This window comes from Bacillus sp. C30, from assembly GCF_040838255.1.
GTDB lineage: Bacteria > Bacillota > Bacilli > Bacillales > Bacillaceae_G > Bacillus_A > Bacillus_A mycoides.
In genome coordinates this window covers 16,823-41,281 of sequence record NZ_JBFPJH010000006.1, presented here as the reverse complement: position 1 = coordinate 41,281, position 24,459 = coordinate 16,823, and the positions used below count along the sequence as shown (strand labels likewise).

Below are 24,459 nucleotides of genomic sequence, written 5' to 3'. Positions count from 1 at the left end.
ATTACGCTTATTCCCCACTTATTTCAATTGGTAAATCCGTCCATTCTCTCCCATATCCCACCATACTCCATGCCATTCTATTTTGTCCTATATAAAGACCGCCACAATATGACAATAGCTTCATTTCTTTTATACCTTTATCATTTATCTCGAAAACGAGATAAATGATAAAGTAATTATATGGTAATCTCAATTATTTTACAGCTAATATTCTGACTAGTTTGCATATTTTTTATATTGATATATATAGTAAATAAAAAATCTTCTTGTATTTTTACAAGAAGATTTTTTTATTCTATCTATTCTTTTTTATCACCAATTGCAAATGTAATTTCAGCTTCACACGCAACTTCACCATCCACTGTTGCGATTGCTTTTCCTTTTCCGATTGGTCCACGTACGCGTGTCATTTCTACTTCTAAACGAAGTTGATCACCTGGGCGTACTTGTTTTTTGAAGCGGCAGTTGTCGATGCCTGCGAAGAAAGCAAGTCTCCCGCGGTTTTCTTCTTTCTTTAATACAGCAACTGCCCCAACTTGTGCTAATGCTTCTACAATAAGTACACCAGGCATAACTGCATAATCTGGGAAGTGTCCATTAAAGAACTCCTCGTTTGCAGATACATTTTTAATTCCAACCGCTCTTTTCCCCTCATCCACTTCTAATATTTTATCAACAAGTAAAAATGGATAACGGTGTGGAATGATTTCTTTAATTTGTTCTATATTTAGCATGTAACAATCGCCCCTTTTGCAATATTGGTCTTACCACTTGGACATATTGTTATTATCCCATTTTATTTATTATTTGTCATTATAAAGTGAAACTTTACTTCTTATGTATAAAAAAATGCACACACTCTATTCCATTAAAATAGTTGCACTTCCCGGCAACTGACACGGAGGTAGAAAAGAGTGTATGCCCAAATTAGGGAAAGGCAATATGTATTCGAACATTTTTTGCCTTAATGTCGTATTCGACTCATTATATTACAAACGTTTTCAAATATGAAAATATTAAATTTAACCATATATATGAATATTTTATCTGTTTTCTCTATTTTTCTTTATTTTTCTTCCATTTTCTCAATAAATTAAAAAAATATTAAGATATAAAAAAATAAAAAAGGACTAAGATTTGATACCTTAGTCCTTCTCATTTTATTTTAAAGCACGACGTGGTAATTTATCGATATTCTCTAACATAATACCTGTACCAATAGCAACACATTGCATTGGGTTTTCAGCGATTAATACTGGTACCTTTAATTCTTCCGCTAGAAGCATGTCGATACCGTGTAATAAAGCTCCACCGCCTGTTAGAATAACACCGCGGTCGATAATGTCCGCAGATAGTTCTGGTGGTGTGCGCTCTAGTACGCCTTTTGCAGCTTGTACAATGATAGCTGCGTCTTCTTTTAGTGCTTCTGTAATCTCTTCAGAGCATACTGTAATTGTACGTGGTAAACCTGTTACCATGTCACGTCCGCGAATTTCAAGCTCTTCACTACGTGCACCTGGGAATACTGTACCAACTTTAATTTTAATATTTTCTGAAGTACGTTCTCCAATTAATAGCTTATACTTACGTTTAACGTAGTTTAAGATTTCCATATCAAACTTATCGCCAGCCATTTTGATAGAGGAAGAGGTAACAATATCACCCATAGAAAGTACGGCAATATCTGTTGTACCTCCACCAATATCAACAACCATGTTTCCGCTTGGCTGGAAGATTTCCATACCCGCACCAACTGCGGCTACTTTTGGTTCTTCTTCTAAAAATACTGTTTTACCACCTGAACGTTCAGCAGCCTCACGAATTGCTTTTTGTTCTACAGATGTGATATTTGTTGGACAGCAAATTAAAATGCGAGGTTTTGAAAAGAAGCTCTTCACGTCCAATTTGTTAATGAAATACTTTAACATTGCTTCTGTAATTTCGAAATCTGCGATTACACCATCTTTAAGCGGACGAATTGCTACAATATTACCAGGTGTACGTCCCACCATACTTCTTGCTTCTTCACCTACTGCTAATACTTTTCCACTATTACGATCAATTGCCACAACAGATGGCTCATTTAATACAATACCCTTACCTTTAACATGAATTAATACGTTAGCCGTACCTAGGTCAATTCCGATATCTCGCGCAAACATTCCCGTCATTTCCTCCTCGATATTCAAAATCAGGTTACACCCGAATTCTTTTACACCTAATTTCTGATTTTATCATAAATTTAACAGAAACGTAATATTCGCAAAAAGAATTCTTCTGAAAAATATTACCGAATTCACAAGGAATGTTTGCTATTTTAGATTTATTGGCGCACAGGGTTTTCTGTATCTTCTTTTCGGTACTTTTGCTTTGTTGCTTCTCCACCTCTTAGATGACGAATAGACTTATGATAATCAAGAATTTCTTTCACTTCATTTGCGAGCTCTGGATTAATTTCTGGCAAACGTTCTGTTAGATCTTTATGGACTGTACTCTTTGATACCCCAAACTCCTTTGCGATTACACGCACTGTCTTTCTTGTCTCCACGATATACTTGCCAATCTTGATAGTTCTCTCTTTGATGTAATCGTGCACACCACTCGCCTCCCTAAATTGGATGTGAGAAGTGTGAAATGAGACTCGCTGCATACGACTATGAAGTAAATGTGAGTGCTGTTTGTAAGCGTTAAACATTCTTGGATTTATAATGAAATGATTCACGATTTCTCACCTCAAACACTCTCTTTGCATTGGTTTATACCATTGTATTGCCCGCACTACTGATATATGCTACATGTTCACTATTTTTGCGGACTAAGTTAAGAAAAATTACGTTTTTTTGTGAGAAATACGTTAACGATGACAATTATGGCGAAAAAAAGTGACACCTCTTTATAAAAGGTGTCACTCTTCTCTTTCATATTCTTCTTCTAACAACTGATGGTGGGGGACTTCTTTCTTACCGGCAATATAATAATATAAAGCGAATAAAACAAACAATAAAATGATAGCAATCGACAGAACAGATAAAAATGACACAGTATCCCCTCCCTTTTGTAATATATATTCGAGAATCTCGTCATTTTTCCTTGTTATTGCAACTTTTTTCTCGAAATTGATTATTTTTATATGAAAATAAAAAAATCAACTCTCCTAATGAGAACTGATTTTTTCACTTTATTATTCTTGTGAAGAAGAACCGTTAGATGATTCTGCAGAACCATTCGTTGATTTTTCTTCTTTTTGAGATTTGTCATCTTGTTTGCTGTTCGTCTCTTTATCACTAGTCGAACCGCTTGTCGATTTCTCTTCTTTTTGAGATTTCTCATCTTGTTTGCCGTTCGTCTCTTTATCACTAGTCGAACCGCTTGTCGATTTCTCTTCTTTTTGAGACTTATCTTCTGTTTTACTTTCTGGTTTCGTGCTTGTTGACTTTTCTTCTTTTTGAGATTTGTCATCAGCTTTTTTACCAGAAGCATTCGTCGCCTTTGCAGCATCTGCATCAGCTTTAATTTCTGCTACTGATTTATTTAAATAACGCTCAGGGTTCACAGCCACATTGTCTTTACGTACTTCAAAGTGAACGTAAGAACCTGCATCTTTATTCATTGCATTTAGACCTGATTTTCCTAACACTTCACCTTGCGCGACTCTTGCACCTTTTTCTACTTTCACACTGCCTAAGCTTTGATAAGATGCTGCTACACCATTTCCACTATCTACTGTTACAACATAACCAAGAAGTGAATCTTTTTCAGCTTTCATTACTGTACCACTTAAAGCAGCTGTAACATCAAATTCTTTTCCGTTTTTCGCAGCAATGTCAATTCCTTTATTCGGGGAATATGTGTTGTTATAAAAGACAAGTGCTTTTTCTTGTTCCGCCTCTGATGCTGCATCTTCATAGAATTTCTTCTGTACTACTACTTCTGCATTTGCTGCAGTTGGCATTTTCACTACTTCTGAAGATTTTGTTACTGGTACTGCCGGATCTTCCGTTTGTGTATACGGTGTTGCTTGATCTTGGTTCGGAGCTTTCTTTGGATTAGCTCCCTGGAACCATAGCGCAACCATTAAGATTACCGCTGCACAAGCAATGTATAGTGCCGGAAACACCCATCTTTTTTGAAATAAATGTACTACTTTTTGCGACTTTTTACTATTTCTTCCTCGCATTCCATCATCACCTCAGCAATCATTTTGAACAATATTCACTCATCCTATACAACCTATAACTAATTACTTTTCGACAAAATCTGTAAAAATATGTATAGGAATTGCAAAATTTCCGAGGAAATGATAGAAAAAGGAAAAAACTGAGCGTTTCAGCTCAGTTTTTAGTCCATTTGTTTCTTTTTATATACGATCAAACATGCAATAAGCGAAATGATAAGCCAAACTGCAATATTTAATACATGCCCACCAATACTACTAAATCCTGCCCCACCTACTAAGCTGTTAATTGCTTTTACAATATGAGATGTTGGAAGATATTCAATCATCGTCTTAATTGTTTTATTTTCAACTAGCGACTCAAATTGTACAGCTAAATACATCGTCATTAAAATAGGCATTCCAATTAATGATGTTTGTGGTACAGAAGATGCAAGTAATCCGATCATTGTTCCAAGCACGATAAATAAAATAGTTCCACATAGGAATATCAATCCTACCAATGGAAGATTGATATTTAACTGATCTAAAATGAATAAATTTGCAATACAAATGACCATCGTCAGACCCGCTGTTAATAAACTCTTTCCAAGAAGAACTTCAACAGAAGATGCTGGGGATAACATTAACACACGTAGTGTATGTTTTTCTTTTTCTTCTGCAATTACCATAGATTGAACAAAGCCTGCGACAAATAGGAAGGCCGTTATAGTAGTAGTGCCTAACATTTCCTTTCCCGCTCCAAATCTGCTAAATAAAAATGAAAATATAATTGGTAAAAATGCCATTAACAACACTTGTGAATTCGTCTTAAAATCTTGTACTTCTTTTCTAAAAATAGCTGATACACGTCTCATTGAAAATGTCATTATAATCCCCTCCCAGTAACTTCAATAAAGATATCACCTAAAGTTGGTTCGTGTGAATGAATGGATAGTAATTCTCCTTTGTTCATCCATTCTGAAATACGTTTTGCACCTAATTCGTCTTTTTTCACTGTTTCTTTTTGTTTATCTTTTAACACAACTTGTATTTGATCTTTCGCGTACTTTAATCGCAAGTTTTCTGGTGTATCAAGCGCTACAATTTCTCCGCCGCACAGAAAGGCAATACGGTTACAAAGCGTCTCTGCTTCGTCCATGTTGTGCGTTGTTAAAAAAATCGTTGTTCCTTCTTTATTTAAGTCTTTTAAGATTTTATGAATGTTTTGCACATTTACTGGATCAAGTGCAGATGTTGGTTCATCTAAGAAGAGGATATCTGGTTTATGAAGAATCGCTCTCGCTAGTGTGACACGCTGCTTCATTCCTTTTGATAATTTTTTCACTTGTATTTTTTTATCATCCAATAAGTTCACTTGTGCTAACACTTCATCAATTCGTTCTTTTTTGCAATCGTATAAGTCACAAAATAATAGTAAGTTATCATAAATGCTAAGCCTTTCGTATAAGCCGCTATTGTCTGTTAAAATACCGATTCGTTTGTAATCGATGCTGCTTGGTCCTGTAATGTCTTTCCCCAACACTCGTACCGTTCCAATACTATGAAGCAATTGAGATGTTAATATTTTTACGGTTGTCGTTTTCCCAGACCCACTCGGTCCGAGGAATCCAAAGATTTCTCCTTTCTTCACCTCAATATTTACATTTCGAAGGGCCGTTTTTCCATCGAAACTTTTCATTACATCTTTCATTTCAATTGCCAATGTCATTTCGTCATCCCCTTTGTTTTTCTTTTTATAGATGAAAGTCGCTTTAGCGCTTTTCGTTTGTTTGTTTCGCTTTTCTTGACTCAATCATATGAAAAACAAAGGGTAGGCGCAGTAAAATACCGGTAAAAGGGGTATTTTTACCGGTGAATGAATCCTATTTTAAGCTTATTGGAGCATTTTCATAGCCCAATTACACCTTTTAATTCATCCATTCGTCCTTTTGAAAGCGGGATTGAACTTTTTCTTTCGTCATCCAAAATTAAACTAAAACTATTACGTGTCCACGTAATGACTTCTCGTACTCTTTGTAAATTAACGAGGTACGAGCGATGACATCTAAAAAATCCGAATCCTGTTAATCTCGTTTCTAATTCACTTAATGTTAATGCACATACGAAATCCCCTTCACGCACATGAATATGTGTCACTCCACTTTGCGTTTCAATGAAATGGATCTCCATCGGATCCAGTAAAATGATTTTATCATTCACTTTCGCTGGGATCCTTTCTAATTTCATTTGCGGAATCATTTGAATGACCTTTTCTTCGTCAACTTCTTTCACTTCTTCTTGCTCAATTTCTACCTTTTTCACACCATTGTTATTTAATATGTATACATCTTCTGTTAGCGAGAGCGCATCTGATAAAAAAGATGACGTAATAAAAATCGCCTTTCCTTGCTCTTTCATTTTCATAATCGCTTTTCGAATAATGATCGTACTCTCTGTATCGACATTTTGCTCTGGCTCTTCTAGAATAACTAAATCCGGATTATGAATCATAACTCGCCCAAGATGAAGACGGCGTTTCTCTGAAAATGACAATTTTTCTATTTTAACGTTCAACTTATCTAGGAGACCGACATATTGTACTACTTCTTCCATACTCATGTTAGATTCATAAAGCCCTAATATAAACTTGAAGTACTCCTTCACCTTCAAACGATCATATGCTTCATCTTTCAAAAAACAAAAACCAATGCGGGAATAATTCTTCTTTCCAATCGCTGTGCCTTCAAATAGTACATTGCCAGTTGAAGCTGCTTCTTCACCGATAATGATGCGGTGCAACACTTTAGCTGTATGGTTATTACACTGCAAAACAACACATTGTCCCTTCTCAACCTCTAGCTCAATTGCCGGTAACTGGTTCGTCTTCCCTAACTGTTTCAACTCCAGTAGCGCCATTTCGTCTCCCCCAAATGTTTTTATCCTATTATACCAAACAATTAATGGAAAATTATGATATTTTAAACAAAAAATAAGTAGGTATCAGGAAACCCCTGACACCTACTTATTCACCATCAATTTTCCTTCATAATCATTCATCGTCTTTATTTCAATGCCTTTATAGTAATGAGCGACTATCTCTGTATATTTCTTACCTTCCGCTGCCATACCATTCGCACCGTACTGGCTCATACCGACGCCGTGACCGAACCCTTTCGTCGTAACGGTGATGTTATCCCCTTCTTGTTTCCACGTAAAGTCTGAGGAGCGTAAATCTAACTTTTCACGAACTTGTTTTCCTGTTAATGTTTTCCCTTGGAACTCTACATCCTTTACTCGCTTTCCTTCCGTAAGGTCTTTAATATTACCAACCTTTCCGTTTGCTAGTACTTTCACACCGAGACGCTTTTGAAAATCAGCTACTGTGAATTTTTGCTCACTCGTAAATTTTGGAGAGGCTTGATCCCACGGACTATCTACGCTTTTCAAGTACGGATAATCATTTCCCCAATAATCAGCTGCATTTTCTGTTCGTCCGTTACTCGTTGAGAAGAAGGATGCTGAAATTGGTTTTCCATCATACGTTAAAACTTGTCCTGCGGTTTGCGAAACGGCTTCCTCAATTTTCTTTAAATTATTTTCGTAGTTATTACCCCATTGTTTCTTCAATTCCTCTTTGCTTTTGTACACTTGATCTTTCACTGTATCTATCACATCCGCGTTGTTTTTCTTACCTCCGCTTAGCATACGCTGCACTACAAATGTTCTTGCTGCTAATGCCTGCGCCTTTAGCGCCTCTATTTCAAAGCTGGCATTCATCTCAGAAGCTACTACACCGGCCACATACTCCTCCATAGGTAATGTCTCTACCTTCTTCTGCTGATCACGATATACAGCAACTTGAACCGCTGTATCCACTTTCCCTGGAGCTGGTATACTTTCTATCGCTGGAGGAGTTTTAGAAGCTGCTTCTTCCCCTACTTTTGCTTTCGCAAACGGAATAACAAGAGCAGCAGGTACAATGATAACGAGCGCTATTAAGAGCGCTACTGTAATGAAAAGTGGCTTTGAAAATTTCATCCTATTCCCCCAATATAAAGTTGGATTCCTTTCATTCTTATGGAAATACGGGATCTTTTAGAACATACTTGGGGGTATCGATATAAAGTGAAACTATAATCAGTGGGGTTTTACTGACCGCAAATAGTGGAATAAAACAAAAATTTTCTAAATATTTTCACTGAGACGTGCATAAGTATGGAATTTATTGACTATAACAGTAATAACCCAAAAAAAAATAGCCCCTATGTCAAAAGACATAGAGACTACTTCAATTAAGCGTGAAGATCAGAAACTTCTTGTTCTTTCACTTCTTCTACTTTTTCGTTTACACGTTCAATAGTTGCACCTAATGCAGCTAATTTCTTATGGAAGTCTACATAACCGCGGTCAAGATGTTTTAACTCTGTTACACGAGTATAACCTTCTGATACTAAACCAGCTAAGATTAATGCTGCTGCAGCACGTAAATCAGTTGCGCCAACTTCAGCTCCTTGCAAGCTACTTGGACCGTTCATAATTACAGAACGACCTTCGATTTTAATATCAGCATTCATACGACGGAATTCTTCAACGTGCATAAAGCGGTTTTCGAATACCGTTTCTGTAATCATACTTGTTCCATCAGCATGTAGTAATAATGCCATCATTTGTGATTGCATGTCTGTTGGGAAACCTGGATGAGGCATAGTTTTAATATCAACCGCTTTTAACTTATCTGGGCCGATAACACGTACACCTTCATTTTCCTCAATAATTTTAACACCCATTTCTTCCATTTTCGCTGTAATTGAGCGTAAATGTTCAGGCACAGCATTTTCAATTAAGATGTCTCCACCTGTAATTGCCGCTGCAACCATGAATGTTCCTGCTTCAATACGGTCAGGAATAATAGGGTGGTTTGCACCATATAATTTTTCAACGCCTTCAATACGAATCGTTCCAGTTCCAGCTCCGCGTACTTTAGCTCCCATTGCATTTAAGAAGTTAGCTAAGTCAACGATTTCTGGCTCTTTCGCTGCGTTTTCAAGGACTGTTGTCCCTTTTGCTAATGTAGCTGCAGACATAATGTTTTCTGTCGCGCCTACGCTTGGGAAGTCTAAATAAATTTTAGCTCCTTTTAGTTCGCCCTCTACGTGTGCCTCAACAAATCCGTTACCAACTTTTACTTTCGCTCCCATTGCTTCGAAGCCTTTTAAATGTTGGTCAATTGGACGTGAACCAATTGCACATCCACCAGGAAGTGCAATACGAGCACGACCGTTACGTGCTAATAATGGTCCCATTACTTGAACAGATGCACGCATCTTACGTACATACTCAAATGGTGCTTCAATGTTTAATTCTTTAGAAGAATCGATTGTTACTTGGTTATTTTCAAATACGACTTCAGCATTTAAATGACGTAATACCTCGTTAATTGTGTATACATCAGATAATACTGGTACTTCAGATAGTACATTCTTTCCGTCACTCGCTAATAGGGCTGCAGCGATTATAGGTAATACAGCATTTTTTGCGCCCTCAACACGCACTGTGCCGCTTAACCGCTTTCCGCCACGGACGATGATCTTTTCCAAATTATTCCCCTCCGTGTCCTTTTTTCAGTATCTATTCATTCAATACTCAGAAGTTATGATCGGTGTGCCAACCACAATTGTATCTTTGTTGTTTGTCGAACGTATTGCTATTTGCACATTTATTTTCTCTCTATTTGTTGAAAGAGCGTCATTCCACTTTTTATTATATGCGGAGACTGATACAAATGCTCTTTCTTCTATCTGTTCGATCGCTCTTGCTGAAAGATCTTTCAAAACCTGATTGGTTTTATTTTGCAAAACACCTTCAATCTTATCATTCAGTACACCTTGAACACAAGTGTAAATTATAGGTTTTTCACTAAAAATTTTATCCATGTTCTGAACGTACTTCGGGTCCCATTTCGCCCCGCTCACTTCAAAAATAATAAAAGTGTTTTCTTTAGTATTTTCCTTACTCCAAGTTACTACTATTCGTTCTTCATGTGAAGAAGATTTTTTATAGGATGTAGCCTTATATCCATCTGGAGATTGTTCTAATTCCCAACTTTCGATGTTTGCCTCTTCCTTCACATCGTTTAACAATTTTTGAAACGTATGTATATTAGAAATTGTTTTCGTTTCTCGCGCTAACCATGACCACCGCTCTACTTTTGCATCGTTCTTCTCTAAAGCTGCAATCATGCTCTCCATTTTCTGTTCATCGCTTATAGGTTTCATCTCTTTATATCCAACCAAAAATAAAACAACACTTACGATAACGATAAGAATGGCTTTAAACTTCAATTTCATCCCCTCCTATCCCCATTGTTAACGGAGATATGAGGTTCTATACACTTACTTTACTAAATACGTTAAACTCTTTGAATAGCCTAAATAATCAAGGGAAAAGTTACTTACAGATGTCCCAATTGCAACTGTAATTAGGATAAGTAATACTCTCGTCTGCATCACTTTTCCAGACTTCATTAAGCGCTCAATGTGAATACCTTGTAAGGCCCACCACGTAATGGTAATAAACAATAAATGCGAAACAATGGCAATCAGTGCTTGTTGCCCTAAAAGATGTGCCAAAAAATCGACCCCTTTTTTGCTTGGCTACTACTTACGCAAAATGTAAAAAACGATACCATAAATAAGTAGGAGCCACACTTTTTCAAACGCAAATAAGCATCTTACATCGTAATTTTCTCTTGGAAAACATATACCTATAGACGTTTTCATTTGCTGTTACTCCAAAATAAAAAGCGTAGAGTACGGACTCTACACCTTTTATTTCCACTATTGTACCACGTTCCCCAAGAAGAAGAAATCCTTCATTAATGGAAAATGTTCATAAAAGAAATTGTAACCAATCATCGGCATAATCCCTAGTATTACAATTGAAATTGCGCAAAGACTCATGACAATCTTTATATTTAACGGTAACCGGAGCTTTTCTTCTGTCTCTCCCTTGCGGAAAAACATTTGCTGTAATATTTGGAAGTAATATATGAATGAAATAACCGTCGTCCCCATCATAATAGAAGCTAATACGTAATGAGCAGGTTCAACATGAAGTGCCCCTAAAAAAATGTTAATTTTTCCGATGAAACCTGCTGTACCCGGTATTCCAGCTAACGATAAAATAAAGACCGTCATCATTATAGCTGTAAAGGGGGATCGCTTATATAACCCTGTAAAAATCGTCATATTTTCCTTATCATTTTGTAAGATTAATCCGTGGATGATTGCAAATGCGCCTATATTCATAAGCATATATGCAAGCATATAAAACCACATACTATCCATCGTAAACTGCGATAGCGCTACAAGAGGGACTAGCAAATACCCAGCATGCGCGATACCCGAATAGGCAAATAGACGTTTTACGTTGTATTGCTTTAATGCTACTACGTTCCCAACAATCATCGTAATACTAGCTAGTACCGCAATGTATATACTCATACGCCCGTACAAAGATTGTGCGTCTCCTTGGATTGCCACACCTGCAAACACCATAAGAAACAAACGCGTAATGAGTAGAAAACCAGCAATTTTAGAAATCGTTCCGAGAAAAGCCGTGACAGGTGTAGCCGCTCCCTCATACACATCTGGTGCCCACATATGAAATGGCACTGTTGCAATTTTGAATGAGAGTCCAACGAGCAAAAGTAGAAATGCGAGGGCTAACAATAACTGAATGCCCCCAGCCAATTCTTGCGTAAATACCTTTTGCATTTCCACTATGTTGGTCGACCCTGTAATACCGTATAAATAACTCATTCCAAAGAGTGTAATTGCTGTTCCAATTCCTCCGTTAATGACATATTTCATTGCAGCCTCATTCGATGCGCGGTTTCTTTTTCGGATTCCTACCAAAATATAGGAAGAAAGCGAAAGCAACTCTAAACCAACGAACAATGTAATGAAATCAACGCTAGAAGCCATGAACATCGCTCCAAGAAGCGCCATTAAAAACAAATAATAATATTCTCCTTTATCTTGAATAGGCTCCTTCTTGTCATCGCTTATTGCCATACATAAAACGAGAGCTGCTCCGCCTAATAACAACGTTTTAAATCCTTTTGAAAATCCATCTAGTACAAACGATCCATTTAAAATATCTCCTGCCGGTTCGCTATATAGCGTCATTAATGACACTATCGCTAACAAGGCAGCGGCAATTGCACCAATCGCAACGTACCTATGGTTCAGCTTAAAAAACAAATCACATATGGAAAGAAGGATGGCTGCCCCGAGAATAATGAATTCTGGTACCATGAGATGCCATGATAAGCTGAGTAACGTGTTCATATCCATCCTACTTCACCCCCAATGTTTTCAATGTAGTTTGAAGTGGATCCCCTAGTAGTTCTGGCATTACCCCAATTGCAATAATACAAACGATAAGCACTATAACAGGAACGTACTCCCATCCGTGTATATCAAATTTCGCTTCCCATTCTTTCTTACCAAATATCACTTGAAGTGTCGCTCTTAATACGTATACAGCGGTTAAAATAATTCCAATTACACCGACGGCGGCGATAACAGGTTTCCCTTGGAATAAACCGAGAAAGGCAAGGAATTCGCTAATAAATCCGGACATCCCTGGCATCCCAAGCGATGCCATACCGCCCGCTAGGAAGAAACCGCTAAGCACCGGAACACTTTTTGCAAGTCCACCAAGTGCTGTAATATCCGAAGTCCCGAAACGCTCTTCAATAATGCCAAGCAAGAAGAAGAGTAAGGCCGCAATTAAACCGTGAGACACAACTTGGAACAATGCCCCTTGTATACCTGGTGCATTTAACGCCGCAAGCCCCATTAATACAATGCCCATATGCGAAATACTAGAGTAAGCAAGTACCTTTCTAAAGTCCGTTTGGATGAGGGCTAGAAAGGCCCCATACAATAAATTAATTACCCCTAAAATCGCAATTAGCGTTGCAAAATCACGAAAATATTCTGGGAATAATCCTTTCCCGAAGCGAACCATACCGTACGCGCCAATCTTCAGCAAAACCCCCGCGTGAAGCATAACTACAGCAGGATGCGCTTCTATGTGTACATTGACCATCCAGCGATGCAAAGGGAAAACAGGGAGTTTAATCGCAAAAGCAATCATTATGGCAAGAAACAAGCCGAACTGTACGCTACTTGAGACGGCCATTCCTCCCCCAGCACCTACACTCGTTAATATTTCTTTAAGCTCCGCAATATTTGTTGTACCTGTTTTCGCAAATAAAACCGAGAAAACGATAAGTAAAATAGCTGATCCAATACCGTTATATATTAAATAACTATATGCAGCCTTTTCACTCGACAATTTCCCCCACTTGCCAATTAATAAAAACATTGGTGGCAACGTAATCTCAAAGAACATGAAGAACAACATTAAATTTTGAGCAGCGAAGACACCGAGCATACCTATTTCTAACATGAGTAACAGCATGTAGAATGCTTTCAAATTTCTTTTAATAGAAAATGCCGCAATAGCTGCAAGCATCGCTAGAAGGGCTGTGAGCACCATCATTACAAGCGATAAACCATCAATGCCGAGCTCGTAATAAATTGAAAACCACCTTTTGTCCACTGCTATGAAATCCCCAAATTTAATCCATTTCACTTTTTCATCAAATATCGATAAGCTCTTTCCTGAAGCGTATGTACAAGCAAGGACGATAGCAATTCCAAATGGAAGCGCCGTTCCGAATAAACCAAGCGCCTGCACTGTACGCGATTCTCGTTTCGGCGTTAATAAAAGCAAGAGAATTCCTAAAAGCGGGGAAAAAATGAAGAACGTTAATAGCAATCCATTCACCGTAAATCCCCTCCCGTATATAACAAAATAATTAGGAGCACTGCAAGCGAAACTGCTGTTACAGTTCCATACACTTGTACATTCCCGTTTTGAAGCCGCGATCCTAGGCCACTCATACCTTTAACGAGTCCAGCAATTAAAACCGCGATTCCTTCTACAACGTATACTTCAAATAAGCGAAGCACATGAGCGATTCCTTTCGTAATAGGAAGCACCGTCGCATTGTATAGTTCATCCACATAATATTTTTCTTTCAAAAGGTTATAAAGAGACGTCCCTTCTCCGCCGGCCCAATCTCTAGAGATAGATTTCTTGCCATATATGAAATATGCGAGGGCAATTCCCGCAAATGAAACGAGCGTCGCAACAACCATAATCCAAGCTGGTCCATGCACGTCTTTCACTTTGAAGCCCACATCTTTCGTAAGCCAATCCCCAAGAAACGTTCCGAACCACGGTGTATTTATATAACCTGCCACTACCGCAAGAACACCAAGGACAATCATCGGATACGTCATGGTGCGAGGTGATTCATGCACCTCTTCCTTCGTCTTCGTTTCCCCCGTAAAGACAAGAAAATATAGACGGAACATATAAAATGCTGTTAGAAATGCCGCAATTACTGCTAAAACGAATAGAAAGTAATTGCCATTCATCCAAGCCGCCGCTAAAATTTCATCTTTACTAAAAAATCCGGAAAGCAGAGGAACACCACTAATTGCAAGTGTGCCTATTAAAAATAGTGCACCGGTTACTTTCATCTTTTTCTGTAAACCGCCCATTTTATTAATGTTTTGCGTATGGACTGCATGAATTACACTTCCTGCTGCCAGGAACAATAATGCTTTAAAAAAGGCGTGTGTCGTTAAGTGAAAGATACCAGCTACATAACCAGCCGAGCCTAGCGCAAGCATCATATAACCGAGCTGACTAACTGTAGAGTAAGCAAGAACCCTCTTAATATCAGTTTGCACTAGACCGATAGAGGCCGCAAAGATTGCGGTGAAAGCCCCAACGATTGCCACAGTTTGCATCGCTACCGCACTTGCTGAAAATAGCGGGAACATCGTCGCTACTAAATATACGCCGGCTGCAACCATCGTTGCCGCGTGAATAAGCGCCGAAACAGGCGTCGGTCCTTCCATTGCATCTGGCAACCATGTATGAAGCGGGAACTGACCCGATTTCCCCATCGCACCGATAAAAATTAATATCGCCGTTATTGTAATCATAGAAGGAGAGAGGTCACCCGTATGAATCGCTTTAAAAATCGCGTCATATTCAAAACTACCTGCGTGCCAAAAAATTAATATCATCCCAATAAATAGCCCAACATCCCCAATGCGTGTCATAATAAAAGCCTTTTTCGCAGCAGCCTTCGCTTCTTCTTTAAAGAAATAAAAACCGATAAGTAAAAACGAACCAAGGCCGACTAACTCCCAAAATATATAAAGCTGTAATAAATTCGTCGATATAACTAGCCCAAGCATCGCAAAAGTAAAGAGCCCTAAATATGCATAAAAGGTTGGTAATCTAGTGTCACCTTTCATATAACCTTTTGAGTACACATGTACAAGAAAACTCACAAGTGTAACGATAAACAACATTAAAGCCCCTAATGCGGTAACTTCAAAACCAAATGATATATCTATATCTCCTACCCTAAGCCATACCCACTTATGCTTCACTGCCTCGGATGAAAATCGTTCTATTAGTACCACTACCGCGGATATAAAGGAGAGAAAGGTAAAGAAAATACCTAGTACACTACTTCCCTCTCTAATTTTCTTCCCGAACACAATAAGTAACAAAAACGAAACAAGCGGGAAAAGCGGTATGAGCCATGCATAATCGATCATTGTTTCCTTCCCCCTTTTCGGTCACAATGCTATCCTTTGAGCGTATCCATCTCATCTACATGAACTGTCGGGCGATTACGGTACAAAGCAATCAAAATTGCAAGACCTACCGCTGCCTCCGCTGCCGCTACAGACATCGTAAACAGCGAAAAAATTTGTCCTGTTAAATTCGGAAACAAGCCTAATTTACTAAACGCTACTAGATTTAAATTGGCGGCGTTTAACATCAATTCGATACAAACTAGTACAATTACTGTATTTCGCTTTGTTAAAGCTCCAAATAAGCCGATGCAAAACAAAATAATCGCAAGTGTTAAATATGCAGAAGCCGGAACGCTACTCATGGGAATCCTCCTCTCCCTCATCCTTCTTCGCAAGGATAATCGCTCCTACAAGTGCTACAAGTAAAATAACTGAGGTTAATTCGAATGGAATAATATATTTTGAATAGAGAAGTGTACCGATTTGAAGTGTGTTATTTTCATGGAGAGGTAAACTTCCTTGTGTGCTTTGATTTGAAAAATCGATACTATTAACAGCGAAATACATAACTGCTCCAAATGCTACAACCGCAAAGAAGATAATCCATTTTCGAAGAGTAAGGCGCGATTCATTTTCCGCGTTATGTTTCGTTAACATAATGCCAAAAATCATAATAATAGTGATTGCACCAGAGTAAAGTAAAATTTGTGCCACTCCGATAAATTCGGCTGATAAGAGAAAGTACAAACCCGCAATGCTAAGGAACGTAAGCACAAGGGCCAGCATCATATGCATTACTTTCGTTAAATTCAGCATAAGAACGCCACCGATAATCGCAGACAAGGATAATATAAAGAAAGCTACAAACTCGCCGTTCATGCTTTATTCTCCTTCCTGATGTTCTCGTCGTTCTCCTCAAGCCACTGCAAATTTTTAAATAAATCATCACGTGAATACTCTGCAAGTTCAAAGTTATTTGTCATTACAATCGCCTCTGTCGGGCAAACTTCTGTACATAAATCGCAAAGAATACAAATTTCAAAATTAATATCATACGTGTCGATAATTTTCCCTTTTTTCGTAGGATCAGGATGTTTTTTTCCTGTTAATTGAATGCAATCTGTCGGACAAATGTTGGAACACTGATTACAAACAATACATTTCTCTGGATAAAACTTTTGAATACCTCGAAATCGGTCTGGTAATGGCAACGGTTGATTTGGATAATCATACGTCACCTTTTTCTTACTCAAATTACTAAGCGTATATTTTAACCCTTTAAATAGTCCTTTCATCTCTTACTGGCACCCCCTTTATAGATTAGAAGAATAGCTCCTTAATCAATGCCGTTAAGAAAATATTTGCAAGTGCGATTGGTAATAATACTTTCCAACCAAACTCCATTAACTGGTCACCTCTTATGCGCGGGAACGTAACGCGGAACCAAATCAATAGAAAGACCACACTGCTGAATTTCAAAGCAAACCATACGGCTCCTGGAATAAACCCAAGGAACATAACTGGATTCCAGCCTCCTAAAAAGAGTACTGTAATTAAAGATGACATCCCGAAGAAATACACATACTCTGAAAGCATGAAAAACGCCCAGCGAAAACCTGAGTATTCCGTATGGTATCCTGAAACAAGTTCTGACTCCGCTTCGGGTAAATCAAACGGTGTCCTATTTAACTCTGCAACTGCAGCGATTAAGAAAATGACGAAACCGATTGGCTGTGCGAAAATGTACCATACCTTTTCCTGCGCCGCTACAATTTCATTCAAGTTAAGACTACCAGCTAACAAAACGACGCCAATTACACTCATCACAAGTGGAATCTCATAAGAAATCATTTGCGCTGCCGCACGCATCCCTCCTAAAAGGGAATATTTATTATTTGATGCCCATCCCCCAGTTACGACGCCGATCGTCGTAATCCCAGAAACAGCAATGTAATACAGTAACCCTACGCCAATATCCGCGAACTGAAATTTATCAGTAAATGGGATAACCGCAAGTACCATAAATGCTGGTGCGAATGCAATAACAGGTGCTAATATAAACAACGGTTTATCAGCAGCTTTCGGAATGCTATCTTCTTTTAATAATAGTTTCAAAACATCAGCTACCGTTTGGAGTAAACCGAACCGGCCCCCAACTTGGTTTGGTCCAATCCGCCCTTGCATAAATCCCATCACTTTCCGTTCTGCCAAAATACCGTATGTAACGAAGCCAAGGACTGCAAATAATAGAAGCACTGCTAATCCGAAAAAAATGAAGAAATTCGTCCAGCTTGAAGGTGATTGTAAGAGCGTCTCAATCATTAGCCGTCAACCTCCCCAAGTACAATATCAACCCCACCTAAAATCGTAATTAAATTGGCGATGTTTTCACCTTTCAATAACTTCGGTAAGATTTGCAAATTATAAAAAGACGGTCTGCGAAATTTCAAGCGGTACGGCTCTTTCTTTCCATCACTAGCAATATAACAGCCAATCTCTCCCCGCGGTGACTCTATACGGACGAACGCTTCTCCCTTAGGTGCTTTAATAATTTTCGGCACTTTCGCCAGCACAGCGCCGTCTTTCGGGAACTGCTCGGCTGCTTGCTCAATAATTTTCAATGACTCCTCAATTTCCTCCATCCGGCAAACGTAGCGATCCCAAGCATCTCCCGAGATCCCAACAGGAACATCAAAGTCAAAACGATCATAAATAGAATACGGCTCATCTTTGCGAAGATCAAAGCGGACTCCCGTGCACCGCAAATTTGCGCCGCTTAAAGAATACGAGATCGCCTCTTCCGCGCTATATACGCCAACGCCCCTCACACGATTTAAGAAAATTTCATTTCCGCTAACGAGGTCGTGGTAACCTGCCAATTGCTCTCTCATATACGGAACAAACTCTTTCACCTTTTCAATCCAGCCGTCTGGCGCATCCCACTTCACACCGCCGACTCTCATATAGTTGAAAGTAAGCCTTGCACCGCACAATTCACTTAATAAATTTATAATCATCTCTCGTTCACGAAAGGCATATAAAAATGGACTAACCGCTCCTATATCAAGCAGGTTCGTTCCCCACCAGACGAGATGGCTCGCAACTCTCCCAAGCTCCATCGCAAGCACCCGTAAATATTCAGCACGCTCTGGAATCTCAAGATCCATCATCGTCTCTACAGCGTGGCAAAGGACGTAATTATTCGTCATTGCTGATAAATAGTCCATTCGATCTGTATACGGGATAATTTGTGTATATTGCAAGCTCTCAGCGATCTTTTCTGTTCCGCGATGCAAATATCCGATAACCGGTGTAGCCTCTTTAATAATTTCCCCGTCAATCTTAATCACAAGCCGAAACACACCATGTGTACTCGGATGCTGCGGCCCTACATTTAAGAGCATCTCTTCCGTACGGATCACAAGCTACACCTCCACATCATACGGTTCATAATCCTTCCTAAGCGGATACCCCACCCAATCATCCGGCATTAAAATGCGAGATAAATTAGGATGACCTTCAAATACAATACCGAGCAAATCATACGCTTCACGCTCCGGCCAATCTGCCCCTTTCCAAAGCGGCGTCACCGATTGTACTTGCGGCGCTTCCCTATCCAGCTTTACCTTCACTGCTACTGACTGTTTCTTTCCATATGAAAATAAATGAACGTATACTTCCATATGTGTCACAAAATCCGTCGCATGTAGCTCTGACATATAATCAAAAGCAAGTCCCTCATGCAATCGCATTAACTCCATCACTTCATAATATTTCGAAGGCTCCGCCACAAGCGTTGGAACATCTTTTGAAAGCTTATTAATATAGGAATCTACTAATGCATATTCTCCTACCCTCTCCTTAACAACCTCCACATAGCGATTTAAATATGGTTGGTTAACTGATGGTTCTTCCTGCTGCAGTTCGTCTTCTATCTTATTTACAGATCCCTTTGCCCTTGCCGCAGCAGCGGCTTTCGCTTTCGCGGCTGCAATTGCCTTTGCTTTCTCATCTCCAGAATCCAACTCACCTTGTGAGGCTTTCTGCTTCGCTAACGCTGCTGCTTTTGCTTTGGCAGCTGCTACGGCCTTCGCTTTAGCTTTTTCTTCGTCCGTTACTTCTTCTGATCCTTCTCGCTTCTGCTTCGCTAATACCGCTGCTTTTGCTTTTGCGGCTGCTGCGGCCTTTTCCTTCGCTTTCGCTTTTTCTTCGTCCGTTACTTCTTCTGATCCTTCTCGCTTTTGCTTCGCTAATGCCGCTGCTTTTGCTTTGGCAGCTGCTGCAGCTTTCGCCTTCGCTTTCGCTTTTTCTTCGTCCGTTACTTCTTCTGATCCTTCCCGCTTTTGCTTCGCTAATACCGCTGCTTTTGCTTTTGCGGCTGCTGCGGCCTTTTCCTTCGCTTTCGCTTTTTCTTCGTCCGTTACTTCTTCTGATCCTTCTCGCTTTTGCTTCGCTAATACCGCTGCTTTTGCTTTTGCTTTTGCAGCTGCTGCGGCCTCCACCTTCGCTTCTTCTACATTAATCCCCTTATCTTTTGGTAGCGCTTTCTCTTTTTCTCGATGTTCTCCTTCAAGTTTAGACATTTCCGCCCCATGTTTCGCAGCAAGACGTTTTCGCGCTTCCTCTTTCGCATGACGGGCTGCTTCTCTTTTCATACTTTCTAAGTCTTTATTTGGATCACTCATTTATTCGTCACCTGCTTCCCGGTCCTCGCCTCGTAACGAATTTTTTCTTTTAATTTATTAATTCCATAAATTAAAGCAGCAGGATTTGGAGGGCATCCAGGAATATACACATCAACTGGTACAATTTGATCTACACCTTTCACAACAGCATACGAATTCACATACGGACCACCGGCCGTTGCACAAGATCCCATCGCAATTACCCACTTCGGTTCAGGCATTTGATCATATAGGCGCCGAACAATAGGTGCCATTTTCTTCGTTACCGTTCCTGACACAATCATGACGTCCGATTGTCTTGGTGAAGTCCGAAAAAATGACCCAAATCGATCTAAATCGTAATGTGATGAGCCTACTCCCATCATTTCAATCGCACAGCATGCCAGTCCAAATGTCATCGGCCATAAAGAGTTGCTCCGCGCCCATCCCTTCAACTGTTCCAATGTAGAAAAAAAGATATTCCTTTCTAATTCCGCTCGCTCCTGTGGGTGTAATTCCTCAAAATTTATAACCATTGTAACACCTTCTTTTTCCAAGCATACGCTAATCCAACTAGCAACATCACAACAAAAATGAGCATTTCAATCAGTGCAAATAAACCAAGCTTGTCATATGCAACAGCCCATGGGTATAAAAATAAAGTTTCTACATCAAAGATGACGAACAATAAAGCGAAAATGTAATAACGAGCATGAAACCGAATATTTGCATCATGAAAAGGCTCAATTCCACTCTCATACGTCGTCGCTTTCGCTGCACTCGGTTTGTTTGGACGCAGCATTTTCCCTAATGTAAGAGCCACTACCGGCAGCAATATACCTAATAGCAAGAAAATCAAAACGATCATATAACTATTTTCATATACACTTGCCATTGTGAAACCCTCCCCCCTGAATTAAGAACAAGTTCACATAGTAAACAATATGTCTTACTTGCATTATTTATTATTTTTAAATTTTTCTAAATAATGCAACTATTTAATTCATTATAGCAAACTTCAAATTCCTATGTCGATATATTGGGAACAGAAACAACAATTAATACTTGCTGAGCAAATCTATTTTTACAACTCATTATAAATGTGTAAAATAAATATAGAAATTCTATATGTTTTCAAGCAATCATAAAAAACATAAACTACAAAAAGGTGGTTCTTATGTATATACAGTGGGTGATATAAATGAAAAAACAAACACATGTAAGTATTCTTATAAGCATTTCATTGTTGTATATAGCTATTCATTACGTATCAATGTCCGTTTTATATGAGTACGCACTCCCATTTCAAATATTAACTGGAATAAGTACCATATTAATTGATATTACAATTTGCAGTTATATATTTTATTTTTCAAATATAAAACAAGGGTTATCTCGTTTGTTTTGGATAACATTAACTATCGGATCCTTCTCTTATTTCATCGGCGATATAGTAGTTGCTTATCAACGCTTAATTCTGCATGACTACTATACATTCGTTGATCCATCAGACTTTTTTTACTTATTATTTTTAATTAGCTTTGCATTTGCCTTTCTATATGAAATTATTTATGGCCGAGATTTATTGGAACAGCTTTTTACGATATGTGATATTTGTATTATTGTTACTGCTCAATTTACTTTAAGCTACTATTTACTTATTGAAAGAACCATTCATATTTTTACAACATCATATATCGACATGTTTGTTCAACTCACGTATCCAATGGCTGATCTACTCTTTCTTTTAATAGGAATCAACCTTTTATTCAGACCATTATCCTTACTACCAAAGCAAGTTGGTGCTCTTCTTGGCAGTGCTTTAATTTTGTATGCTACTACGGATTCTATTTATGCTTATATAAAATACTTCCAGCCTGAGCACTCTATGTTCACAGTTGCTCCATTATATCAAGTAACCTTATTATTGGTAGCAATCGCTTGTATACTTCACACAAAAGAGCCCGAAAAACAAGAACAAATATTACTAACGCCTCAATTTGGTGAATCAATCCGATTATCATTACCGTATATTTCTGTCGTGATGCTTATTGTTTTTATATTGGTCGAAAATGTTTTTGCACCTATCGTAGTAATTGGACTTATGGTAACTTTCGCCTTCGTTCTCATACGCCATACGTTAGTTCGAAGACAAAATAAAATATTATTGCTAGCACAAATGCAATTCAGCTTAGAACTCGAGAAACAAATCGAACTACGTACAGAAGATTTAGTAGAACAAAAAAATGAGTTATATCATAACCAACAAATGTTTAAATCTTTATACGAGCATCATCCAGATCCAATTTTCACATTAGATTTGTACGGTAATTTTCTCAATGTGAACAACGCTGGAACTACTTTACTCGGTTATCAAACGAATGAATTATTAAACCAACCATACTATTCACTTATGTATGAACAAGATTTGGAAGAAATCATTAATGCCTTTCATCACGTGAAAAAAGGGAAATCTATTTCTTTAGAAATACGGGCATATCATAAAAATAGAGATATTTACTACTTACATGTTACAGCTGTTCCCATCTTTTTAAAGGAACATATTTCTGGGGCCTATTTAATGATTAAAGATATTACAGAAAGCAAGCAGCAACAAGAGCAAATTAATTTCCTAGCATATCACGATACTTTAACAGAACTTGCGAATCGCCGTTCATTTCATCAACAGTTAGAAAAGGCAATTGCACGAGCAAAAATATCAAAAAGACCTTTTGCTGTTATGTTTCTCGATTTAGACCGTTTTAAAGTTATTAACGATACTCTCGGTCACCGGGTAGGAGATCTTCTTTTAATTGCTGTAGCAAAAAGACTAGAACGAATATCGACGTCAAATATGAAACTTGCTCGGTTAGCTGGGGATGAATTCACAATTCTTATAGAAGATTATAAAGAAGATAGAGATGTACAAAAAATAGCTGATATGATTGTACTATCTATGAATGAGCCATTCGAAATTGAAAATCAGCATTTACAAATCTCGCCAAGTATCGGGATTGCAATATACCCAGAAGCAGGCGAAGATCCGTTATCTATTTTACAACATGCTGATATGGCCATGTACGAAACCAAAAATAAAGGAAAGAATGGTAGCTCACTTTATACGAAAGAGTTATATAAAAAAATGGAGCGAAAAGCTCGAATTGAAAAAGATTTACCACTTGCTTTAGTAAATAAAGAATTCTTTCTCGTCTATCAACCACAAGTTGACATTACAACGAATAAAATCATCGGTGCCGAAGCTTTAATCCGTTGGAAACATCCACTATTAGGTGACATTTCACCATGTGAGTTCATTCCAATTGTGGAAGAGACTCCGCAGGTCATCCCACTTGGGCATTGGGTGCTACGAGAGTCTTGTCGTCAACTAAAAATATGGCAAAGTTTTGGATACACAAACTTAAAAATGAGTGTCAATTTATCAGCGAAAGAATTTCAACAAAATCAATTAATCGAAAATATTTCACAAATACTAAAGGACGTTAAAATTGACCCGAAAGATGTAACACTTGAACTAACAGAACGAATTGCGATGATTGATGAAAAAGAAACATTATCGAGACTAAAGCAATTAAAAGAATATGGTATTCAAACGTCCATTGATGACTTCGGTACCGGCTACTCTTCTCTTGCTTATTTATCAATTTTCCCTATCGATACATTAAAAGTACCAAAAGAATTTACACAACTAGCCGATCATCGGCCTGAAGAAAGAGCCATCGTTTCCACTATCCTTTCCCTTGCAAATACTTTAAATCTCTCTGTCGTTGCTGAAGGAATTGAAACAGAAAAACAGCTTAAGTTTCTGCAAAAAAACAACTGTAAATACATGCAAGGTTACTATTTCAGTAAACCTCTAACAAGTAAACAGTTTATAAAATTCCTACAAAAAACACCCAGTATGAACCAATAGTTCACA

The 24,459-nt window shown here is 38.3% G+C and carries 24 protein-coding genes; 1 reads left to right on the top strand and 23 read right to left on the bottom strand.

Annotated features, from left to right (window positions below):
• Nucleotides 1–299 precede the first annotated feature (299 nt).
• The 23 genes from fabZ to nuoA form a co-directional block, all read right to left on the bottom strand.
• Nucleotides 300–734, bottom strand: coding sequence for a 3-hydroxyacyl-ACP dehydratase FabZ (fabZ, locus tag AB3X49_RS01705; protein WP_000931959.1), 435 nt, complete (start codon nucleotides 732–734; stop codon nucleotides 300–302).
• Nucleotides 735–1,160: 426 nt separating this feature from the next.
• Nucleotides 1,161–2,162, bottom strand: coding sequence for a rod shape-determining protein (locus tag AB3X49_RS01700; RefSeq protein ID WP_002130035.1), 1,002 nt, complete (start codon nucleotides 2,160–2,162; stop codon nucleotides 1,161–1,163).
• A gap of 161 nt (nucleotides 2,163–2,323) precedes the next feature.
• Entirely contained in the window at nucleotides 2,324–2,596 is a 273-nt protein-coding gene (gene spoIIID / locus AB3X49_RS01695; RefSeq protein WP_002089714.1) for a sporulation transcriptional regulator SpoIIID, read from the bottom strand.
• A gap of 309 nt (nucleotides 2,597–2,905) precedes the next feature.
• Nucleotides 2,906–3,040, bottom strand: a complete 135-nt coding sequence (locus tag AB3X49_RS01690; RefSeq protein ID WP_002016211.1) for a hypothetical protein — start codon at nucleotides 3,038–3,040, stop codon at nucleotides 2,906–2,908.
• A gap of 141 nt (nucleotides 3,041–3,181) precedes the next feature.
• Nucleotides 3,182–4,177, bottom strand: coding sequence for a stage II sporulation protein SpoIIQ (spoIIQ, locus tag AB3X49_RS01685; RefSeq protein WP_367960219.1), 996 nt, complete (start codon nucleotides 4,175–4,177; stop codon nucleotides 3,182–3,184).
• 161 nt (nucleotides 4,178–4,338) lie between these two features.
• A complete protein-coding gene (locus AB3X49_RS01680; protein WP_002167337.1) occupies nucleotides 4,339–5,043 on the bottom strand; it encodes an ABC transporter permease in 705 nt (234 codons plus the stop codon).
• Entirely contained in the window at nucleotides 5,043–5,885 is an 843-nt protein-coding gene (locus tag AB3X49_RS01675; protein ID WP_367960218.1) for an ABC transporter ATP-binding protein, read from the bottom strand. The genes AB3X49_RS01680 and AB3X49_RS01675 overlap by 1 nt, the downstream gene beginning before the upstream one ends.
• A gap of 179 nt (nucleotides 5,886–6,064) precedes the next feature.
• Nucleotides 6,065–7,072, bottom strand: a complete 1,008-nt coding sequence (locus AB3X49_RS01670) for a LytTR family transcriptional regulator DNA-binding domain-containing protein (protein WP_367960217.1) — start codon at nucleotides 7,070–7,072, stop codon at nucleotides 6,065–6,067.
• 102 nt (nucleotides 7,073–7,174) lie between these two features.
• Complete coding sequence (gene spoIID, locus AB3X49_RS01665) at nucleotides 7,175–8,194, bottom strand: stage II sporulation protein D (RefSeq protein ID WP_367960216.1); 1,020 nt, start codon at nucleotides 8,192–8,194, stop codon at nucleotides 7,175–7,177.
• Nucleotides 8,195–8,448: 254 nt separating this feature from the next.
• Nucleotides 8,449–9,753 carry a UDP-N-acetylglucosamine 1-carboxyvinyltransferase gene (gene murA / locus AB3X49_RS01660; protein WP_002068497.1) on the bottom strand — a complete coding sequence of 435 codons (1,305 nt, stop codon included), beginning with the start codon at nucleotides 9,751–9,753 and terminating at the stop codon, nucleotides 8,449–8,451.
• A gap of 39 nt (nucleotides 9,754–9,792) precedes the next feature.
• Complete coding sequence (locus AB3X49_RS01655) at nucleotides 9,793–10,497, bottom strand: YwmB family TATA-box binding protein (RefSeq protein WP_002139032.1); 705 nt, start codon at nucleotides 10,495–10,497, stop codon at nucleotides 9,793–9,795.
• A gap of 51 nt (nucleotides 10,498–10,548) precedes the next feature.
• Nucleotides 10,549–10,785: a DUF1146 family protein gene (locus AB3X49_RS01650; RefSeq protein ID WP_367960215.1), complete on the bottom strand. Its 237-nt coding sequence runs from the start codon at nucleotides 10,783–10,785 to the stop codon at nucleotides 10,549–10,551.
• Between the two features lie 207 nt (nucleotides 10,786–10,992).
• Nucleotides 10,993–12,507, bottom strand: a complete 1,515-nt coding sequence (gene nuoN, locus AB3X49_RS01645; RefSeq protein ID WP_367960226.1) for an NADH-quinone oxidoreductase subunit NuoN — start codon at nucleotides 12,505–12,507, stop codon at nucleotides 10,993–10,995.
• A gap of 7 nt (nucleotides 12,508–12,514) precedes the next feature.
• Nucleotides 12,515–14,017 (bottom strand): NADH-quinone oxidoreductase subunit M, encoded by a 1,503-nt coding sequence (locus tag AB3X49_RS01640; protein ID WP_367960214.1) that lies wholly within the window; start codon nucleotides 14,015–14,017, stop codon nucleotides 12,515–12,517.
• Entirely contained in the window at nucleotides 14,014–15,876 is a 1,863-nt protein-coding gene (gene nuoL / locus AB3X49_RS01635; RefSeq protein ID WP_219375280.1) for an NADH-quinone oxidoreductase subunit L, read from the bottom strand. The genes AB3X49_RS01640 and nuoL overlap by 4 nt, the downstream gene beginning before the upstream one ends.
• A 29-nt stretch (nucleotides 15,877–15,905) precedes the next feature.
• The gene (nuoK, locus tag AB3X49_RS01630) at nucleotides 15,906–16,220 is read right to left on the bottom strand and encodes an NADH-quinone oxidoreductase subunit NuoK (RefSeq protein WP_000100081.1); all 315 of its coding nucleotides are present in this window, start codon (nucleotides 16,218–16,220) and stop codon (nucleotides 15,906–15,908) included.
• Nucleotides 16,213–16,737, bottom strand: coding sequence for an NADH-quinone oxidoreductase subunit J (locus AB3X49_RS01625; protein WP_001012819.1), 525 nt, complete (start codon nucleotides 16,735–16,737; stop codon nucleotides 16,213–16,215). The genes nuoK and AB3X49_RS01625 overlap by 8 nt, the downstream gene beginning before the upstream one ends.
• Nucleotides 16,734–17,153: an NADH-quinone oxidoreductase subunit NuoI gene (nuoI, locus tag AB3X49_RS01620; RefSeq protein ID WP_367960213.1), complete on the bottom strand. Its 420-nt coding sequence runs from the start codon at nucleotides 17,151–17,153 to the stop codon at nucleotides 16,734–16,736. The genes AB3X49_RS01625 and nuoI overlap by 4 nt, the downstream gene beginning before the upstream one ends.
• Nucleotides 17,154–17,178: 25 nt before the next feature.
• Nucleotides 17,179–18,180 carry an NADH-quinone oxidoreductase subunit NuoH gene (gene nuoH / locus AB3X49_RS01615; RefSeq protein WP_002068471.1) on the bottom strand — a complete coding sequence of 334 codons (1,002 nt, stop codon included), beginning with the start codon at nucleotides 18,178–18,180 and terminating at the stop codon, nucleotides 17,179–17,181.
• Nucleotides 18,180–19,280 (bottom strand): NADH-quinone oxidoreductase subunit NuoD, encoded by a 1,101-nt coding sequence (gene nuoD, locus AB3X49_RS01610; protein ID WP_063219445.1) that lies wholly within the window; start codon nucleotides 19,278–19,280, stop codon nucleotides 18,180–18,182. Before nuoD ends, nuoH begins: the two co-directional genes overlap by 1 nt.
• 3 nt (nucleotides 19,281–19,283) lie before the next feature.
• Entirely contained in the window at nucleotides 19,284–20,543 is a 1,260-nt protein-coding gene (locus tag AB3X49_RS01605) for an NADH-quinone oxidoreductase subunit C (RefSeq protein WP_367960212.1), read from the bottom strand.
• Nucleotides 20,540–21,058: an NADH-quinone oxidoreductase subunit NuoB gene (nuoB, locus tag AB3X49_RS01600; protein ID WP_002089729.1), complete on the bottom strand. Its 519-nt coding sequence runs from the start codon at nucleotides 21,056–21,058 to the stop codon at nucleotides 20,540–20,542. Before nuoB ends, AB3X49_RS01605 begins: the two co-directional genes overlap by 4 nt.
• On the bottom strand, nucleotides 21,049–21,417 hold the full coding sequence (gene nuoA / locus AB3X49_RS01595) for an NADH-quinone oxidoreductase subunit NuoA (protein ID WP_000179270.1): 369 nt from the start codon (nucleotides 21,415–21,417) through the stop codon (nucleotides 21,049–21,051). Before nuoA ends, nuoB begins: the two co-directional genes overlap by 10 nt.
• A 306-nt stretch (nucleotides 21,418–21,723) precedes the next feature.
• On the opposite strand from nuoA, the gene AB3X49_RS01590 reads away from it, so the two are divergent.
• Nucleotides 21,724–24,453 (top strand): EAL domain-containing protein, encoded by a 2,730-nt coding sequence (locus AB3X49_RS01590; RefSeq protein WP_002167329.1) that lies wholly within the window; start codon nucleotides 21,724–21,726, stop codon nucleotides 24,451–24,453.
• Nucleotides 24,454–24,459: the final 6 nt, after the last annotated feature.

What these genes read in the sequence shown, in the direction of transcription:
- fabZ (WP_000931959.1), bottom strand. Translation starts at nt 734, where the DNA reads ATGCTAAATATAGAACAAATTAAAGAAATCATTCCACACCGTTATCCA.
- AB3X49_RS01700 (WP_002130035.1), bottom strand. Translation starts at nt 2,162, where the DNA reads ATGTTTGCGCGAGATATCGGAATTGACCTAGGTACGGCTAACGTATTA.
- spoIIQ (WP_367960219.1), bottom strand. Translation starts at nt 4,177, where the DNA reads ATGCGAGGAAGAAATAGTAAAAAGTCGCAAAAAGTAGTACATTTATTT.
- AB3X49_RS01680 (WP_002167337.1), bottom strand. Translation starts at nt 5,043, where the DNA reads ATGACATTTTCAATGAGACGTGTATCAGCTATTTTTAGAAAAGAAGTA.
- AB3X49_RS01675 (WP_367960218.1), bottom strand. Translation starts at nt 5,885, where the DNA reads ATGACATTGGCAATTGAAATGAAAGATGTAATGAAAAGTTTCGATGGA.
- AB3X49_RS01670 (WP_367960217.1), bottom strand. Translation starts at nt 7,072, where the DNA reads ATGGCGCTACTGGAGTTGAAACAGTTAGGGAAGACGAACCAGTTACCG.
- spoIID (WP_367960216.1), bottom strand. Translation starts at nt 8,194, where the DNA reads ATGAAATTTTCAAAGCCACTTTTCATTACAGTAGCGCTCTTAATAGCG.
- nuoN (WP_367960226.1), bottom strand. Translation starts at nt 12,507, where the DNA reads ATGAACACGTTACTCAGCTTATCATGGCATCTCATGGTACCAGAATTC.
- nuoL (WP_219375280.1), bottom strand. Translation starts at nt 15,876, where the DNA reads ATGATCGATTATGCATGGCTCATACCGCTTTTCCCGCTTGTTTCGTTT.
- nuoK (WP_000100081.1), bottom strand. Translation starts at nt 16,220, where the DNA reads ATGAGTAGCGTTCCGGCTTCTGCATATTTAACACTTGCGATTATTTTG.
- AB3X49_RS01625 (WP_001012819.1), bottom strand. Translation starts at nt 16,737, where the DNA reads ATGAACGGCGAGTTTGTAGCTTTCTTTATATTATCCTTGTCTGCGATT.
- nuoI (WP_367960213.1), bottom strand. Translation starts at nt 17,153, where the DNA reads ATGAAAGGACTATTTAAAGGGTTAAAATATACGCTTAGTAATTTGAGT.
- nuoH (WP_002068471.1), bottom strand. Translation starts at nt 18,180, where the DNA reads ATGATTGAGACGCTCTTACAATCACCTTCAAGCTGGACGAATTTCTTC.
- AB3X49_RS01605 (WP_367960212.1), bottom strand. Translation starts at nt 20,543, where the DNA reads ATGAGTGATCCAAATAAAGACTTAGAAAGTATGAAAAGAGAAGCAGCC.
- nuoB (WP_002089729.1), bottom strand. Translation starts at nt 21,058, where the DNA reads ATGGTTATAAATTTTGAGGAATTACACCCACAGGAGCGAGCGGAATTA.
- nuoA (WP_000179270.1), bottom strand. Translation starts at nt 21,417, where the DNA reads ATGGCAAGTGTATATGAAAATAGTTATATGATCGTTTTGATTTTCTTG.
- AB3X49_RS01590 (WP_002167329.1), top strand. Translation starts at nt 21,724, where the DNA reads ATGAAAAAACAAACACATGTAAGTATTCTTATAAGCATTTCATTGTTG.